The sequence below is a fragment of the Kitasatospora sp. MY 5-36 genome, assembly GCF_001182915.1.
Taxonomy (GTDB): domain Bacteria; phylum Actinomycetota; class Actinomycetes; order Streptomycetales; family Streptomycetaceae; genus Kitasatospora.
Window position 1 is genome coordinate 1 of record NZ_LFVW01000356.1, and the last position, 12,314, is coordinate 12,314.

A 12,314-nucleotide genomic window follows, 5' to 3' on the forward strand; every position below is an offset into this window, starting at 1 on the left:
CGACCGTGACGGCGTCCCCGGGCCCGCCCGCGACCTGCAGCGGGGTGCAGCCCGGGTCGGCCGCGCCGCGCCAGACGTCCCGGCCGTCGGCCAGCCGTACGGCGCGCCAGCCGGCCTTCTCCTGGAGGAGGGCCTGCTGCCCGGCCACCGCGACCACGTCCGGAGTCGCGTCGTCCCCGTCCCGGGCGGGCGCGTCCACGGCGGCGGTCCAGCCCTCCCTGCCGTCGGAGAGGTCGAGCGCGGTGACGGCGGCGCACGGCTTGTCGTGCGGCGCGTGGCCGATCAGGCCGAGGGCGCCGCCGCGGCCCGTGCCGTCAGGCCCGGTCGTCCGGCTCATCGCGCACACCGTGTCCTCCCCGGGCGGGGCCCAGTGCCAGGCGACGGCCCCGGTCGTCCGGCGGTACGCCACCACCAGGTCCGGCCGGGCCCGGACCACCAGGTCCCCGCTGGTCCAGCTGCCCACCGCGCGGATCGTCGACGGCCGGTCCAGCGGCGCCTTCCAGGAGTCGTTGAGGCCGTCCCCGGCGAAGCCGACGAAGATCCCGAGCCCCAGTACCGCCCCGACGGCGGCCGACGGGAACCCGGCCCTCGGGTGGATCAGCGCCCAGACGAAGCCCGCACCGCAGGGCATCAGCCCCAGGATGCTGATGATCCCCATGTACGCGAGGCTGTCGCCGCCGAACCCGTTCGCCGGGCCGAACAGCACCGCCAGCCCCATGCTCGCGAACAGCGCCCCCAGCACCCCGCCGGAGACCACCATCCAGGTCTCCCGGTCCCAGGCGGACCACACTCCCCACTTCGCCCGGACGACACTGTCCTCGGGCCGAACGGCCATGCCGGTCTCTCCCCTGCGACGCGCCGCCCACCGCGTCGGGGCGACGATCATCGGATCGTCGCAGAGCGCGCCATGATCCGGAACAAAGAGCAGGGAAAACCCCGGCCATGACCCGCACATACCGGGCCCGGGGCGCCGGTGGCACCTGCTGTCCACGGCGCGCGCCGGGCGCGGAAATCGATTGCCCGCCCCTGGGCCGCTGACTAGCGTTGCCCGGCATGACCACGCCATCCACCACCCCCGACTGGCGCACCGCCAACCGCGCGAACTGGGACGAGCGCGTCCCCGTCCACGAAGCCGGCCCCTTCTACGACCTGCCCGGCTTCGTCGCGGGCCGTGACACCCTCCAGGACTACGAGCCCGCCGAGGTCGGCGACGTCACCGGCCGCACCCTGCTCCACCTCCAGTGCCACCTCGGGCTCGACACCCTCTCCTGGGCCCGCCGCGGCGCCGTCGTCACCGGGCTCGACTTCTCCGCCCCGGCCGTCGCGGCCGCCACCGACCTCGCCGCCCGGATCGGCGCCGCCGACGCCCGCTTCGTCACCTCCGACGTCTACGCCGCCGCCGAGGCACTCGACGGCCGGACGTACGACATCGTCTACACCGGCTTCGGCGCGCTCTGCTGGCTCCCCGACCTCACCCGCTGGGCCCGGACGGTCGCCTCGCTCATCACCCCCGGCGGCTTCCTCTACCTCGCCGAGTACCACCCGGTGGCCGACGTCCTCGCCGACGACGGGCGCGGCTTCGCGGAGGACTACTTCGAGCGCACCCCGATCGTCGTCGACTACCCCGGCACCTACGCCGACCCGGACGCCCGGCTCGACTCCACCGTCACCGTCCAGTGGCAGCACGGCCTCGGCGAGGTCGTCACCGCCCTGGCGGGCGCGGGCCTGCGCCTGGACTTCCTCCACGAGCACGCCCACGCCCACTTCCGCGTCCCCGCCGGCGCCCCCGCCCCGCAGACCTACTCCCTCCGCGCCACCCGGCCCCGATGACCCCGCCGGGGTGGCTCCGCCCCGGCTCCCAGGGCCTCCCCCTCGCCGCCCTCCCCACCCTCTCCACCCGCACCGCCCTCGCCGCCGTCGAGACCCCCGTCCCCTACGCCGACGCCCTCCCCCGCGGTGCCGCCGGGCGCGATCCCGCCCGTGCTCGCGGCGGGCACATTTTGGCCCCTCAGCTCCAGCCCGTGTCCCCGCCCCTGCCTGCGGTCCGGTCCCCGCCCGGCACCCTGTCCCCGCCCGGCACCCAGTTGCCGTGCAGGCCCAGGGGCACCCGCACCGGCAGGTGGATACGGGCCAGGGGCTCGCCGGTGAAGTCCTGGGCGGCGAGGACCACCAGGTCCGCCGCTCCCCGGTCCGGGTCGTGGACGTACGCCATCAGGTACCCGTCGTCCTCCGCCGTCGGCGACTCGGCGGCGACGAACACCGCCTCGCCCACCGCCCCGTCGCGCCCGAACTCGTGGGCCTCGACGGTCCCCCGGCTCAGGTCGTGCTTGAGCAGGGCGTTGCTGAAGCCCTCGTCCGGGCGGTCGTCCCCGGGGCCGGTCGGCGGCGCGTAGAGCTCGACGGCGGCCGCGTAGCCGTAGCGGTAAGGGCGGCCGGTGTGCCGCGGGTTGAGGCGCGGGAACTCCTGCACCCGGTCGTCCAGCCGCTCTTCCCGGACCGTCCCCGCCGCCAGGTCGACCGTCCAGCGGTCGAGCGTGGGGCGGCTCGCGCCGATGTTCCGCAGGTCCATGCCCGGCGGGTGCCGCACGACGTCGACCACCAGCTCGTCCGCCGTCCGCTCGTACGCGTTGAGGGTGTGCCCGACCAGGTGCGGCGCGAGCTCGAACCACCGCACCGCGCCGCCCTCGCGCGGCATCACCCCGACCCGGGCGGCGCGCCGCTCGTCCCAGGTGAAGGGCACCCCGGTGGCCAGGTGCGCCGGGCTGAACACCACCTGGGTGTCGTACAGCAGCACGAACCGCTCGGTGAGCGCGAAGTCGTGCATGTACGGGTTCCCGGGCACCTCGATCAGCGTGCTGCGCCGGACGGTGCCGGCCGCGTCCATCACGATGTGCTGCACCTGCTCGGAGCCGTACAGGAAGGCCAGCGAGTGCAGTTCCCCGGTGTGCGGGTCGACGACCGAGTGGGCGTTGGCGCTGTACCCCTCCGGCGTGGCGCCCAGCCCGCACGGCCCCACCGTGTCCAGCTCGTAGGTGAGTTCGTACGGGCGGATGCCGCCTTCGAGCAGCGCGTAGGTGCGCCCGGCGAGGCCCGCGACCTGCACGTTGGGGGAGATGTCCATCCGCTCGTCGACGGGCGTGCCGCGCCGGGGCTCACCGAGCCGGTCGGTGACCGCGCCGGAGCGGACCCAGCGGTTGCGGTACCACTCGGCGCGCCCGTCCCGGATCCGCACGCCGTGCACCATGCCCGCGCCGAGGGTCCACAGGTGTGCGCCCGGGTCGTCGATGCCCAGCGGGTTGGGGCCGTTGCGCAGGTAGCGGCCGTCGAGGTGGGCGGGGATCCGGCCGGTGACGGGCAGGTCGTAGGCCGTGACCTCCTCGGCCACCGGGGCGAAGTTCCCGGAGACGTAGCGGCTGCGCCTCGTACCGTTGTTGCTGTTGCTGTTGCTGTTGCTGTTGCTGTTGCTGTTTCTGATCGCGCCGTTGCGGATCGGGTCGCCTGGGCTCATCGTCTCGGCCTCTCGTCAGGTGATGGGGTGTCCGGACTCGTTCACGAACCGGCGCCGAACGCCCGCCCCAGTGCGGCCATCAGCGCCTCGTAGCGCGCCCCGGCCTCGGCCGACGCGAAGTGGCCGGCGAGCTCCAGGCTCACCGCGCCGTGGGTGGCCGCCCAGAAGAGGTTGGAGACCTCCAGGGCGTCGCCGGGCCGGAAGACCCCGGCCGCCATGCAGGCCTCGACGGCGGCCACCGAGGCGCCGAACGCGCCGTCGGCCAGGGCCAACGCCTCGGCGCTGGGCCGGAATCCGGGCACCGGCTGCTCGAACATCACGCGGTAGTAGGCGGGTTCGGCGACCGCCCGCTCCCGGTAGGCGCGGCCGAGCTCGGTCAGGTACTCCAACGGGTCGCTCCCGCGCGGGACTTGATCCTGCGCCCGGCGCAGCCGTGCGAAGCCCTCCCGGTACAGCGCGTCGAGCAACCCCTCCTTCCCACCGAACATCGTGTACAGCACCTTGGTCGAGGAGCCGATCTCGGCAGCGATCCGGCGCACGGTCAGCGCGGCGGGGCCTTCGGCGACGAGGAGGGAGATGGCGCGGTCGAGGATCACGGCGCGTACGGCATCCTGGCCGACCCGCTGCGCGTCCTGGTAGGGCGTGCTCATGGGTAACAACGTAACCGATCGGAAACAGTGTTACCAGCCTTTGCGGGCAAAGAATTTCACCACCCACCCGGCCCGACCGCCCGGCCGCCCCGACCGGCTGTCCGACCGCCCTGACTAGACTGGCGCGCTCCACAGCCGAGGGGAGTCAGCGATGAGTGGTGCCACCCGCTGCGACGAGGTCGCGGCCGAGGCGGGCCTGGGCGAACGGCGGCGGCTGTACCGGACGAGCCGCCGGATCGGCGACGGCGTGGGCAAGTGGGGCCTGGGACTGCCCGGCATCCTCGTCCTCGCCGCCTCCGGCTGGACCTGGTGGGGCGCCGTCCTCGCGGTCGCCGCCGTGGCAGCGGCCGCCGTGGCCTACAAGAAGGTCCCGCCGCGCTCCGGGCTGGTCGCCGTGGCGCGCTACCAGGGCGGCCTCGTCCTCCACCACGCCGGCGGCGACTTCCGCGCCCTCCCCTGGGACGCCATCGAGAGCTACGAGTACATACCCTCCCGGATGGAGTTCCGCGGCAACCTGAGCGTCGAGCACTTCGGCCGCGTCCTCATCCTGGCGCGCGGCCGCGAAACCCCCTTCGTGGTCTCGAAACTGGCGGGCCGCTACGAACCGGGGCTGGCCGAGGCCATCCGCGCGGGCCTGCTGCCGCGCTACACCGCGCCGCTGCACGAGCGGTTCGAGGAGGAGGGGCACGTCCTGTTCGGGACGGTGCTCGCCGTGCTGCCCGCGGGGCTCCTCCTCGACCCCGACGACGACCACCCCACGGCCCCGCTGCCGTGGAGCGACCTCCAGGACATCAGCGCCGAGGACACGCGCGAGCTGCGGATCACGGAGCGCACCGGACCGGGCCGGGGCGGACGGGTCGTCACCCGCGTGCTCACCGACGCGGACGTCGTCGCGGCGTTCGTCCGGGAGACCCGGGCGAAGCTCCTGGCGGAGCAGCGCCCGGAGTGACCACCCCCTGTGACCGCCCCGTGTGACCGCCTCGCCCGACCGGCCCTGCCCGCACCCCGTGCCGCCGCCGGCCGACTCGACGGCCGTCCGCCAGGGCGCGCCAACCCCGCGCTACGGCCGGACAGTTGACATGCGTCGGGCATCCGCCGGGGCACCGGCGGCACCGGGTCCGCACGTCGTGCTGCGCCGACCGGGTCAACCTCGGCGCCGGACTGTACGCGCACGCCCGGTCGGCTCGTTCTGCTGTACATGCCTCCCCTGATCCCGACGCCCTCACCGCTGCCCGTACGCGGCACCGCGCGGACCACCGCACGGAGGTCCCCGTGGCCGTGATCGGCCGTGCGGCGGCCACCGTGGTCGCGCTGGGCATCCTGCTGATCCCGACGGCCGTCACGGCGGGCACCGACCTGCCGCCCGAGCCCGGTGCGGGCTGGTGGGAGGTGTCGGCCAACGCCGCCAACGTCCGGGTCGACCACTTCGGCGAGGAGACCGTCATCGGACTCGCCCGTTCGGGTGACCGGGTCGAGGTCGTGGACACCTGGACCTCACCGCTCGGCGCCCGCTGGGCGAAGGTCATGGTGGAGCGCACCCGGGTCTCCGGCTGGCTCCTGTGGTCCCTGCTCGCGCACCGCGACCCCTCCTCGGAACCGTAGAATCCGCCTGTACACATCAGGAGGGAATTCGCGTGTTCCGAGCGCAGCGTCCGCGCACCGCAGAGCTGACCCCACGACGGGGCGAGGAGCCGGTCACCGGCGTCGCCCTGCTGCTGCCGGGCGGGTTCCTCCGCAGTCGGCGCGCACCGATGCGGGTCGCCGAGCTGGGCCTGCGGGACCTGGCCACCGAGCTCACCGACCGCGGCCGGCCGCACGGCCTCGCGGTGCACCTGCTGCGCTACCGCCACGGCGGCTGGAACGACGCGGACGCCGACACCGCCGTCGACACCCGCTGGGCGCTCGACGAGCTGGCCCGGCTCTACCCGGGCGCACCCGTCGTGCTGATCGGCAACTCGCTGGGCGGGCGCGCCGCCTTCTGGTGCGCCGGGCACCCGTCGGTGGTCGGCGTGGCCGGGATCGCGCCGTGGCTGCCCAGCGGCGACCCGGTCGACCAGCTGGCCGGGCGGCGGGTGCTGATCGTCCACGGCACCGGGGACCACAGCTCGGCCAGTGCCACCCAGTCCCTGGAGTACGCGCTGCGCGCCCGGCGGGTCGTCCCGGATCTCGCGCGGTACGAGGCCCCGGGCGCCAACCACCTGCTGCTCCGCGAGTCCCGCGACATCAGCGCGCTGACCACCGCCTTCACCCTCGGCGTCCTGGGCGCCGAGCCCGCTCCGCTGGTGGCGGGAGCGGTCTGCACCCGGCTGCCGGCGCGGGTGTAACCGGCGCTCCCCCAACCGCTGTCGCGTCCCGCGTCCCGTGTGGTCCGCGTCCGCACCCCGGGCCTCCCCTGCCGATCGGCAGGGGAGGCCCGGCCGCTTTCCCGCCGGATTCCTGCCGAACGGCACATGCGCGAAGGGGCTTCCGGCGATCACTCTTGGGGGCATCGCGACAGTGGCCACCCGGGCCGCCGCGGAAGGGAGTCCCCACCGTGTTCCGTGCCCGCACTCTCCGCCTTCGCACCGGTCGTGTGCAACTGAATGACCGTCAGCCGCGTGTTCTCCAGGGCGGATCGCTCCGCCCCACAGCCGTCCCACCCGCTTCGGAGGGCACATGGCCGTCAGCAAACCCGCCACCCTCGCGCGGGGCCTCGCCGCCCTGCTCCTCGCGGCGGCGTCCGCATCCACCGCACCCGCCTTCGCCGCCACGCCTGCTCCGGCCGCTCTCGGTCCGGCTGTCCTCGATCCGGCTGCCCTCGACGCCGCGATCGCCGCCCGGCCGGGCGACCCGGTGGCGGGCGCGGTCGCCCGGGTGACGGCCGACGGCCTGGTCTGGCGCGGCAGCGCCGACGATCCGGTGAGCGGGCGGCCGGTGGCGCCGGACGCGGCGTTCCGGATCGGCAGCATCAACAAGACCTTCGTCGCCGCGGTGCTGCTCCAACTCGCCGCCGAGCAGCGGATCTCCCTGGACGGCACCGTCCAGCAGTACCTGCCCGGCACGCTGCCCGCGAGCTTCACGCTGCCGATCACCGTCCGTCAACTCCTCGACCACACCAGCGGACTTCCGCAGGCCGTCGAGGGCCCGGAACTCGAGGGCACCGAGCTGGAGAAGCGCGACGGCCTGATCGCCAACCGCTTCGCGATCGAGACGCTCGACCTGGTCGTCCAGCGGACGCTCCGGCCCCACCCGGAGCGCGGCCTGCCCGAGGCCGGCCCGGCCTTCGATCCGGGCGGCGAGCAGGAGTACAACAACTTCAACTACCGGGTGGCGGGCCGGATCATCGAGCAGGTGACGGGGCACACGATCAGGGAGGAGGTGACGGCCCGCATCCTGAAGCCGCTCGGCCTGCGGCACACCGAGGTGACGGAGGGCAGGCCCGCGATGCCGGAGCCCCACCTGGCCGGCTACGTCCCCGACAGCGCCGACACCCCGACGGACGTCTCCGAACAGGGCGGCAACCCGGAGTCGATGGTGTCCACCCCGGCCGACCTGGACAGGTTCCTGCGCGCCCTGCTCGACGGCGAACTCCTGCCGCCGCAGCAGCTGCACGACCTGCTCACCCTGCCGCGCGACGCCTCCGGCCGGCTGGTGCCCGTACGCGGAGCGGGCGAGTGCCTGTTCGGTCCGGACAAGGGTCGGGCCTGCTACAGCGCCGGACTGATGGCCGTCCCGCTGCAGGACGGCACGGTGCTCTGGGGCAAGACCGGGCACGACCTCGGGTACTCCGACGGCTTCTTCACCACCCCGGACCTGCGCAGGCGGCTGGTCTACTCCGTCGGCGCCGGGAGCGGCACCCCGGCACCGGCGCTCCGCCTCGCCGCCACGACCTTCGGCCCCTTTGCCCCCTGAGCCCGACCGGACCGGACCGGACCGGACCCGACCGGACCGGACCGGCAAACCACACCAGCGCCCTCCCCCCACCGTCGAAAGGAAGCAGATGATCAGCATCCCCGGCGGGCTCGCCCGCACCACCATCGACCGTGAGGGAGCCCCCGGCGCGGCCTGGATCGCCGAACTCCCCGGCCTCGCCGCCGAGCTGCTGGAACGCTGGGGCTGCGTGCCGGACGGCGCCGCCACCCACGGCGGGGTCGGCCTGATCCTCCCGGTCCGGCAGGCGGCCGAGCGCGTGGCCGTACTGAAGGTCTCGTTCCCCCACCCCGGCAACGTGCACGAGCCGGACGCCTTCGCGGTGTGGGCGGGCCGGGGCGCCGTCCGGCTCTACGAACGGGACGACGAGCGCTTCGCGATGCTGCTCGAACGGGCGAGCCCGACCACGCTCGCGGAGGCCCGGGACACCGACGAGGTGCCGACGGTCGCCGGGCGGCTCAGCCGGCGGCTCGCCGTCCCGGCGCCCCCGGGCCTGCCCCGGCTGAGCGAGCAGGCCGCGGAATGGGAGGCCGGCCTGCGCGCCGACGCGGCCTCCCTCTCCCGCCCCCTGCCGGCCCGCACGGTCGGCGCCGCCCTCGCGACCGTCCGCGAACTCGCCCGCACCCAGCCGGACGTGCTCGTCCACGGGGACCTCCACCCCCGCAACATCCTGCGGGCGGAGCGCGAACCCTGGTTGGCCGTGGGCCCCAAGGGCTACGTGGGAGACCGCGCCTACGACGGCGGCACCCTGCTCAAGGTCCATGCCCTGACGCTGCTCGACGCGCCGGACCGGCAGCGCGCACTCCTCCGCGCGCTCGACGTCTTCGCCGAGGCCGCCGAGCTGGACCGCGAACGCCTCCGCCGCTGGACCCAACTCCACGCCGTCCAGGCCGCCTTCCACGGTCGGCGGCACGGCTTCCGGCGCGCCCGAGGAGGCCCCGGGCTCGACCGGCTCACCCGGTACGCGGACGAGCTCGCCGAAGCACTCACCCCCGCCTGACCGGCGCCCACCACCATCGCCCACCACCACCGGCGACCACCCGACGACCGCCTACGGGCACCCAAGGAGGCCCGCGACCACCGACCGTCACCGAGAAGCGCCCGGCCCAGGAATCACGTTGGCGGTCGGCGGCCCGCACTGCCTATGGTCGGGGGATGACCACTCGAACCTTCCGCATCATGGTGCGCGGCGTCTTCGACGGCCTCACCGCCGACCAGCGTGCCGAACTGCTCGCCGCTGCCCCCGAGCACGACGTGCTGCGCGCCGCCTTCACCCGCGAGGGCCACCTCAGCTACGACGTCTCCGCCCGGGCCGCCTTCACCTTCCGCTTCCTCGACGAGGGCGAGGCCGAGGAGGACATCCTGGAGGCCACCGAGCGGGCCGAGCAGTCGGCGCGGGACTGGCTCACCGAACGCGGCTACGGCTACAAGAACCTCCGCTCCCAGGCCGAGGACCTCTCCCAGGCCCCGCTCGGCAAGCGTCAGCGCCGCGCCGCCAACACCGCGCACTGACCCACCCCTCCCCTCCCCCTCCGCCACCTCCTTGACGGCTCGCCCTAGCGCTATACTTGAGCAGTCAAGGAGGTGGCAATGACAGAGCGTCCAGACCATCAGCGTTCAGACCAGCAGCAGCCGGACCAGGTGGACCGGGCCGCGACCGCACCGGTCGCAACGGGCCCGAACCCCGACCCCCTGGACACCGCCCTGCGGCTGGTCCGCGCCCAGACCGCCGTGGTCAAGCGCTTCGACGCGGGCCTCAGCCGCCTGCACGGCGTCAGCCTGGCCGACTTCACCATGCTGCTCCACCTCTCCCAGGCCCCCGGCGGCCGGATGCGCCGGGTCGACCTCGCCGAGGCCCTCGGGCTCACCGCCTCCGGCGTGACCCGCGGCCTCGCACCGCTGGAGCGGATCGGCCTGGTCGCCCGCGAGGCCGCCGCCCGCGACGCCCGGGTCACCTACGCCGCCCTCACCCCGACCGGCCGCGAGCGGCTCGCCGAGATGCTGTACACCGCCCGCAAGGTCGCCGCCGAGCACTTCGCGGCGGAGCAGTGGAGCGCCGAGGACCTCGGCCGGCTGTCCACCCTGCTCACCCGCCTCGGCGGCACCGCCCCGGGCCGGCACCTCGGCTGATCCGCCCGCCTCACCGCCCCCGCGCACGACCTTCCGTACCCCGCCACACCCTCCGCCCGAGCCCACGTCCTAGGCTGGCCCCGCACCACAGGCACCTCTGCGCCATCTGGCACCACCCGCACCACCCCCACCCCCGCGAAGGGCCGCACCATGACCGACACCCCCGACACCGGGCCCGGCCCGGAGCGCGCCCTCGCGGACGCCCAACGCGCGCACTGGCAGCAGACCTACACCGCCAACCCGGGGATGTACGGCGAGCGGCCCTCCGCCCCCGCCGAGTACGCCGCCGGAGTGTTCGCCGCCGCCGGGGCCCGGGAGGTGCTGGAACTCGGCGCCGGTCACGGACGCGACGCACTGCACTTCGCCCGGGCGGGTTTCCGCGTGCTGGCCGCCGACTTCAGCCCGACCGGCCTGGAGCAGCTGCGCGCCACCGCGGCGGACCAGGGCCTGGCCGACCGGCTCTCGGTCCTCACCCACGACGTCCGCGACCCGCTGCCCCTCCCCGACGCCTCCGTCGACGCGGTCTTCGCCCACATGCTGCTCTGCATGGCGCTCTCCACCGGGGAGATCGAGGCGCTCGTCGCCGAGGTCCGCCGGGTCCTGCGCCCGGGCGGCACCCTCGTCCACACCGTCCGCCACACCGGCGACGCCCACTACGGCGCCGGCACCGGCCACGGGGACGACATCTGGGAGCACGGCGGCTTCGCCGTCCACTTCTTCCCCCGCGAGCTGGTGGACAGGCTCGCCGAAGGCTGGCACCTGACCGACGTCCACCCCTTCGAGGAGGGCGAACTGCCCCGCCGCCTCTGGCGCATCACCCAGGAGACGCCCCGATGACCGCCCCCGAAACCGCCCCCGACGCCGCCCCCGACGCCCCGAACGCCCCCGACCTCACCATCGACGGCACCGGCCTGCTCTGCGTCCAGCTCCTGCTCCGGCTGCGCGCCCGGATCGCGCACCTCCCCGCCGGCGCGGTGGTCCACATCCACACCACCGACCCCGCCGCCCCGCTCGACCTCCCCGCCTGGTGCCACCTGACCGGCCACGAGTACCTCGGCCAGGTCCCGTACGAGGCCACCGACCGCGAGGTGTACGCGCTGCGCCTCACCTCCGCCCCGGTCCAGACGCGCCCCGACCGCCCCTGGCACCCGGCCCCCGTCACCGACTGACCGGCTGACCGACCCGCCCCGCAGGGCGCACCCGGAGCGGGCCACGGCTGCCGCACGCTCCAGGAAGCCTGGCAACGGGCCCGAGGACGGCTCGCGGCCGAGGCCCCCGCAGCGACCGGTGTGCCACCATGATGAGGTACGAACGATCCAGCGCCACAGGGAGGTTGACCGCCGTGGACCCGATCATCAGCTGCCGCTGGCAGGACCCGAGCGGCGAGTGGGCCCTGACCGTCGGCCACAACGGCGACGCCTGGGAACTGCTCGCCTCGGCCCCCTCCTCGTCGGAGTCGATCCCCTTCGCGAACCCGGACGAGGTCCGCCGGCTCGCCCAGGCCCTGCTGGACCTGCCCGCCGAACCCGAGCCGTACGAGTTCGAGTGGCAGCTCTCCCGCAGCGGGCCGGCCCCCGCCCCGGGCGGGCCGCAGCCCCACTTCGCGACCTTCGCCGTCGGCCTCGACCCCACCGACGACCACCGCCCGTACCTCGCCTACCAGTCCTACTACGACCTGGGCCGGGCGACCGGACTCGGCCTGGAGGTGATCTGCGAGGACCCGCCGGTCGACCACCTCCGTGCCCAGGCCCACGCCTTCCTCACCACCTTCTCCGGCCCCACCCGCCGGTAGCCGTACAGGCCCACCGCCCCACGGCCCCACCACCTCGTCACCTCGCCGCCGAGCAGCCCCGACTCACGCCACCGCGCGCACCGCCCAGTCCACCTCGGCCGCCCAACTCTCCGGCGCGGCCCAACCGTTGACCACCGCCAGCAGCTCCAGGTACCGCTCCCGCCGCGGATCGGCCATCGCCCCCAGCCGCTCCGCCAACCGGTCGCGCACCGCCCCGGCTTCCCCCGGCACCGCCCCCGCGCAGCACCGCCCGTACCGCTCCACCAGCACCGCGACAACCGCCGCCGCCTCCGCCGACCCGGGCTCCACCCCGGCCGCGACCGCC

General features: G+C 74.9%; 13 protein-coding genes and 2 pseudogenes. 11 read left to right on the forward strand and 4 right to left on the reverse strand.

The window, feature by feature from the left end:
• Nucleotides 1-835 (reverse strand): annotated as a pseudogene (locus AE652_RS22200) (PQQ-binding-like beta-propeller repeat protein); the annotation flags it as partial.
• A gap of 218 nt (nucleotides 836-1,053) precedes the next feature.
• Here AE652_RS22200 and AE652_RS22205 point away from each other — a divergent pair.
• Complete coding sequence (locus AE652_RS22205) at nucleotides 1,054-1,830, forward strand: bifunctional 2-polyprenyl-6-hydroxyphenol methylase/3-demethylubiquinol 3-O-methyltransferase UbiG (protein WP_049654249.1); 777 nt, start codon at nucleotides 1,054-1,056, stop codon at nucleotides 1,828-1,830.
• A gap of 178 nt (nucleotides 1,831-2,008) precedes the next feature.
• On the opposite strand, the gene AE652_RS22210 is transcribed toward AE652_RS22205, so the two are convergent.
• Nucleotides 2,009-3,508: a carotenoid oxygenase family protein gene (locus AE652_RS22210; protein ID WP_082345893.1), complete on the reverse strand. Its 1,500-nt coding sequence runs from the start codon at nucleotides 3,506-3,508 to the stop codon at nucleotides 2,009-2,011.
• 41 nt (nucleotides 3,509-3,549) lie between these two features.
• Nucleotides 3,550-4,158, reverse strand: coding sequence for a TetR/AcrR family transcriptional regulator (locus tag AE652_RS22215; protein ID WP_049654229.1), 609 nt, complete (start codon nucleotides 4,156-4,158; stop codon nucleotides 3,550-3,552).
• Nucleotides 4,159-4,309: 151 nt separating this feature from the next.
• Between AE652_RS22215 and AE652_RS22220 the strand changes: the two genes are divergently transcribed.
• From AE652_RS22220 to AE652_RS22265, 10 genes are all read left to right on the forward strand, one after another.
• Nucleotides 4,310-5,107, forward strand: coding sequence for a hypothetical protein (locus tag AE652_RS22220; protein ID WP_049654230.1), 798 nt, complete (start codon nucleotides 4,310-4,312; stop codon nucleotides 5,105-5,107).
• Nucleotides 5,108-5,430: 323 nt separating this feature from the next.
• Nucleotides 5,431-5,760: a hypothetical protein gene (locus AE652_RS22225; protein ID WP_049654232.1), complete on the forward strand. Its 330-nt coding sequence runs from the start codon at nucleotides 5,431-5,433 to the stop codon at nucleotides 5,758-5,760.
• 32 nt (nucleotides 5,761-5,792) lie between these two features.
• Nucleotides 5,793-6,482: an alpha/beta hydrolase gene (locus tag AE652_RS22230; protein ID WP_049654234.1), complete on the forward strand. Its 690-nt coding sequence runs from the start codon at nucleotides 5,793-5,795 to the stop codon at nucleotides 6,480-6,482.
• 331 nt (nucleotides 6,483-6,813) lie between these two features.
• The gene (locus AE652_RS22235) at nucleotides 6,814-8,049 is read left to right on the forward strand and encodes a serine hydrolase (protein WP_063780229.1); all 1,236 of its coding nucleotides are present in this window, start codon (nucleotides 6,814-6,816) and stop codon (nucleotides 8,047-8,049) included.
• Between the two features lie 88 nt (nucleotides 8,050-8,137).
• On the forward strand, nucleotides 8,138-9,067 hold the full coding sequence (locus tag AE652_RS22240) for an aminoglycoside phosphotransferase family protein (RefSeq protein ID WP_049654237.1): 930 nt from the start codon (nucleotides 8,138-8,140) through the stop codon (nucleotides 9,065-9,067).
• A 155-nt stretch (nucleotides 9,068-9,222) separates the two neighbouring features.
• Entirely contained in the window at nucleotides 9,223-9,579 is a 357-nt protein-coding gene (locus AE652_RS22245; protein WP_049654238.1) for a DUF6204 family protein, read from the forward strand.
• 78 nt (nucleotides 9,580-9,657) lie between these two features.
• Nucleotides 9,658-10,197: a MarR family winged helix-turn-helix transcriptional regulator gene (locus tag AE652_RS22250; protein ID WP_082345894.1), complete on the forward strand. Its 540-nt coding sequence runs from the start codon at nucleotides 9,658-9,660 to the stop codon at nucleotides 10,195-10,197.
• 150 nt (nucleotides 10,198-10,347) lie between these two features.
• Nucleotides 10,348-11,034: a class I SAM-dependent methyltransferase gene (locus AE652_RS22255; protein WP_049654241.1), complete on the forward strand. Its 687-nt coding sequence runs from the start codon at nucleotides 10,348-10,350 to the stop codon at nucleotides 11,032-11,034.
• The gene (locus tag AE652_RS22260; protein WP_049654242.1) at nucleotides 11,031-11,366 is read left to right on the forward strand and encodes a sulfurtransferase TusA family protein; all 336 of its coding nucleotides are present in this window, start codon (nucleotides 11,031-11,033) and stop codon (nucleotides 11,364-11,366) included. The genes AE652_RS22255 and AE652_RS22260 overlap by 4 nt, the downstream gene beginning before the upstream one ends.
• Nucleotides 11,367-11,539: 173 nt before the next feature.
• On the forward strand, nucleotides 11,540-11,989 hold the full coding sequence (locus tag AE652_RS22265; RefSeq protein WP_049654244.1) for a hypothetical protein: 450 nt from the start codon (nucleotides 11,540-11,542) through the stop codon (nucleotides 11,987-11,989).
• A 63-nt stretch (nucleotides 11,990-12,052) separates the two neighbouring features.
• Here the strand turns inward: AE652_RS22265 and AE652_RS22270 are convergent.
• A pseudogene (locus AE652_RS22270) lies at nucleotides 12,053-12,314 on the reverse strand (MerR family transcriptional regulator); the annotation flags it as partial.

Excerpts from the sequence above, each read along its gene's own strand:
- AE652_RS22215 (WP_049654229.1), bottom strand. The coding sequence starts at position 4,158 with ATGAGCACGCCCTACCAGGACGCGCAGCGGGTCGGCCAGGATGCCGTA.
- AE652_RS22240 (WP_049654237.1), top strand. The coding sequence starts at position 8,138 with ATGATCAGCATCCCCGGCGGGCTCGCCCGCACCACCATCGACCGTGAG.
- AE652_RS22220 (WP_049654230.1), top strand. The coding sequence starts at position 4,310 with ATGAGTGGTGCCACCCGCTGCGACGAGGTCGCGGCCGAGGCGGGCCTG.
- AE652_RS22255 (WP_049654241.1), top strand. The coding sequence starts at position 10,348 with ATGACCGACACCCCCGACACCGGGCCCGGCCCGGAGCGCGCCCTCGCG.
- AE652_RS22205 (WP_049654249.1), top strand. The coding sequence starts at position 1,054 with ATGACCACGCCATCCACCACCCCCGACTGGCGCACCGCCAACCGCGCG.
- AE652_RS22210 (WP_082345893.1), bottom strand. The coding sequence starts at position 3,508 with ATGAGCCCAGGCGACCCGATCCGCAACGGCGCGATCAGAAACAGCAAC.
- AE652_RS22235 (WP_063780229.1), top strand. The coding sequence starts at position 6,814 with ATGGCCGTCAGCAAACCCGCCACCCTCGCGCGGGGCCTCGCCGCCCTG.
- AE652_RS22250 (WP_082345894.1), top strand. The coding sequence starts at position 9,658 with ATGACAGAGCGTCCAGACCATCAGCGTTCAGACCAGCAGCAGCCGGAC.
- AE652_RS22260 (WP_049654242.1), top strand. The coding sequence starts at position 11,031 with ATGACCGCCCCCGAAACCGCCCCCGACGCCGCCCCCGACGCCCCGAAC.
- AE652_RS22245 (WP_049654238.1), top strand. The coding sequence starts at position 9,223 with ATGACCACTCGAACCTTCCGCATCATGGTGCGCGGCGTCTTCGACGGC.